The organism is Bacillus sp. AP50 (assembly GCF_040492675.1).
Classification (GTDB): Bacteria; Bacillota; Bacilli; order Bacillales; family Bacillaceae_G; genus Bacillus_A; species Bacillus_A cereus.
Map to the genome: position 1 here is coordinate 1 of NZ_JBEUTW010000638.1, position 2,809 is coordinate 2,809.

Sequence of the window (2,809 nt, forward strand, 5' to 3'; positions counted from 1 at the left end):
AAACAAGATATACTTATTGAACTAATTAATTCATTATTAGTAAGAATCATAATTGTAGATAAAAAATTTGCAAGATTGGTTTCTATACCTGCATATAAGAATGCAAAAAGTGATATAAATAATATAATTTTTACTTTTCCATTTTTAAAGCTAACAGTTAATGGGGATAGTGATACTTCCTTTTCATTCTTTCGTGGAGAAAGATTATTAAATTTAGCACTCCCAAACAAGTACCAAACTAATAGTGTGAAAATAAGAAATAGCAAGATTCCATATAAAATGAAATACCATGTATAAAATTTTATAAAATAATTGACTAATAAAGGAAACCCCAGTGCTCCAATCCCAAACCATACTTCAAGAATGCTGAATTTAGCAGCACTATTCTTTTCTGCTGAAATAACAAAGGAACCCATAGTAGTTTCTAACAAACCCGCTCCATAACCCAATCCAAATGCAATTACTGCTAAATATGCCCATTCTTTAACAAATATAAAACCTCCTAAAACTACTAACATTGCTAATATCCCAAATGTTAGAGTTTTAAAATAATAATACTTTTTTACTAAAACAGGCGAACTAAGAACACCAAATAAAAATCCAGTAAATTGAAAAAATATTAATATCCCTAGTTGATCAGGTGTTCTTTCATAATATTGTAGTAACGAAGGAATTAAACTGCCCATACAAACATGTATTACTCCTACAATAAAATAGAACAAGCACCCAAAATAAAATATTAACCGCACCTTTTATCAGCTCCAATTCAAAAGAAAAAGGGATTTATGTTACAAATTATAAATCCCTTTTTTTACAATAAAACTAAATAGTTGTTACAGATAATTCTTTGTTACGTTTGTTTTTATTGAAGAATAAATCTAATATAATTTGTGAACGTAATCCATCTTCAAATGTTGCAAGTGATTTTTTAGAACCACCTGCTGCATTAACCCAGCTTATAATTTCCTTTCTAAAAGAATCCGCCCATTCAAAAATCTCGTTTTCCGGATCAACTAATAACGGTAAAGGCAAAAAGATTTCTTGTTTTTCCAACCCATCAAAAGTTATATATTTATTAGGTTCTCTAGAAGAATACTTGTATTCTTTCTTAGTACCTATTACCTCAATACTAAAGCCACAATCTTCAGGGAATGAACTTTTAGACGTTGTAATATTAACAAATACTTTATTGGTCAATTGACCATAAACCTCTGCATAATCATCTACAAATACTTTTTGTTTTTCTTTAACATTTGTTTTAATTTTAGTTCGAACAGTATCCTCTCTAAAATCACTTTCAAATAAAAACCAAAGTAAATCTATTAAATGAATGCCTAAATCCCCCAATGCCCCACTAGTTTTATTACTTTGAATGTCATCCCGCCAAGTAAACAGAGTTCTTTGAAAAGCGCTATTCTTTTTAAAATGTAGCCTTATAACTACTGCCTCTCCTAATTCCCCATTTTGAATTAAGCTCTTCAAAGCCTTAATATAGGACAAGTAACGATAGTTAAACCCCATTGCAGCAACTACAATAGTATCCTTTGCTATTTTCATCATATATTTTGCTTCTTCACAAGAAATTACCATCGGTTTTTCAACTAAAACATGTTTGTTTTTTAATAACGCTTGAACAGCTTGAGGCTTATGACAAAAATTAGGGGAAGATATTATTATCCCATCAACAACTTCAAGTAACTCTTCATAACTATTAAAAACTTCCCCATCATAATCTTTTACTAACTCTCGAGCATTCTCGTAATTAACATCATATACTCCAACTAATTTACAATTATCAATTGTTGATAATGCCCTAGAATGAGCTTTTGCAATACTATCTGCACCTATAATTCCAATATTCATTATATGAACATCCCTTTAATTAATAATGTGCTTTAGAGTATTTAAAATTCCAATTGAGTATTCACCTTGAGCTAGCATTGCGTGTGTATGTTTAGCCTCTTCCGTTGCATTTTCTACTAAGTAACCATGTCTTACAGCTTGTAACATCCTTAAATCATTTCCACTATCTCCAAAAGCAATTGCATTTGCTTTATCTAGTTTGTACTTATCTAACATAAATTTCACAATTTCATCTTTACCTGTTCCAAGTGGAATAAAATCTACATCATAGCAATTTTCTGGATCACCAGCTAATGGATTACATTTGTTAATATTTACCCCCACTTTGTATAACTTCCCGATTTCTTCTATCTGTTCTAAATTTTTTGAATCAATAGCTTCATTTTGCTCTTCATAATAAAAATTAAATTTGTACTTAGAACTTCCTAATTGTGTCTGAGGTCTTAAAAAAATTTCATATTTTGTTTCAAGCGATTCGATAATTCTTTTAATTTTCGCAGAATCAAAACCTCCCTCTACTATTCTCTCTTCCCAAACTTGATCATCCATAGTAGTCCTATTACTATCAAAGTACGTTATTTCCGTACCTAATCCACTCGCTACAAAATGAGGGAAATATTTAATACCACCTTTTTTCATTTTCTCAACAATTGATTCTAAACTACTTCCAGTTACCCAACCAATGACCAAATCTCCTTTACTTGCGTGTTCATACAAGTATTTTTCTAATAATTTCATATTGATTATTCCATAATTATCCATATTATGAGGATAATAAGTTTCATCAAAATCACAGAACACTATATATTTAGGGTTTTTAACCTGTGGTAACCTTTCAAAAACTAAAGACTTTAAAACTTCATTACTTATTGACATTAATTAATCCCTCCAAAACAAAATTTTGTTCCTCTAACAACATATTTGGATGTAAAGGTAAATGTAATAT

The 2,809-nt window shown here is 29.8% G+C and carries 3 protein-coding genes; all 3 read right to left on the reverse strand.

Annotated features, from left to right (window positions below; genetic code table 11):
- On the reverse strand, positions 1–749 hold a 749-nt coding region (locus tag ABWK52_RS27740), incomplete at its 3' end, for an MFS transporter (RefSeq protein ID WP_353772295.1).
- 73 nt (positions 750–822) lie between these two features.
- On the reverse strand, positions 823–1,863 hold the full coding sequence (locus ABWK52_RS27745) for a Gfo/Idh/MocA family protein (RefSeq protein ID WP_098542443.1): 1,041 nt from the start codon (positions 1,861–1,863) through the stop codon (positions 823–825).
- A 15-nt stretch (positions 1,864–1,878) separates the two neighbouring features.
- The gene (locus ABWK52_RS27750) at positions 1,879–2,739 is read right to left on the reverse strand and encodes an HAD-IIB family hydrolase (RefSeq protein WP_353772296.1); all 861 of its coding nucleotides are present in this window, start codon (positions 2,737–2,739) and stop codon (positions 1,879–1,881) included.
- Positions 2,740–2,809 lie beyond the last annotated feature (70 nt).

Coding starts and splice junctions, on each gene's coding strand:
- ABWK52_RS27745 (WP_098542443.1), bottom strand. CDS start 1,863: ATGAATATTGGAATTATAGGTGCAGATAGTATTGCAAAAGCTCATTCT.
- ABWK52_RS27750 (WP_353772296.1), bottom strand. CDS start 2,739: ATGTCAATAAGTAATGAAGTTTTAAAGTCTTTAGTTTTTGAAAGGTTA.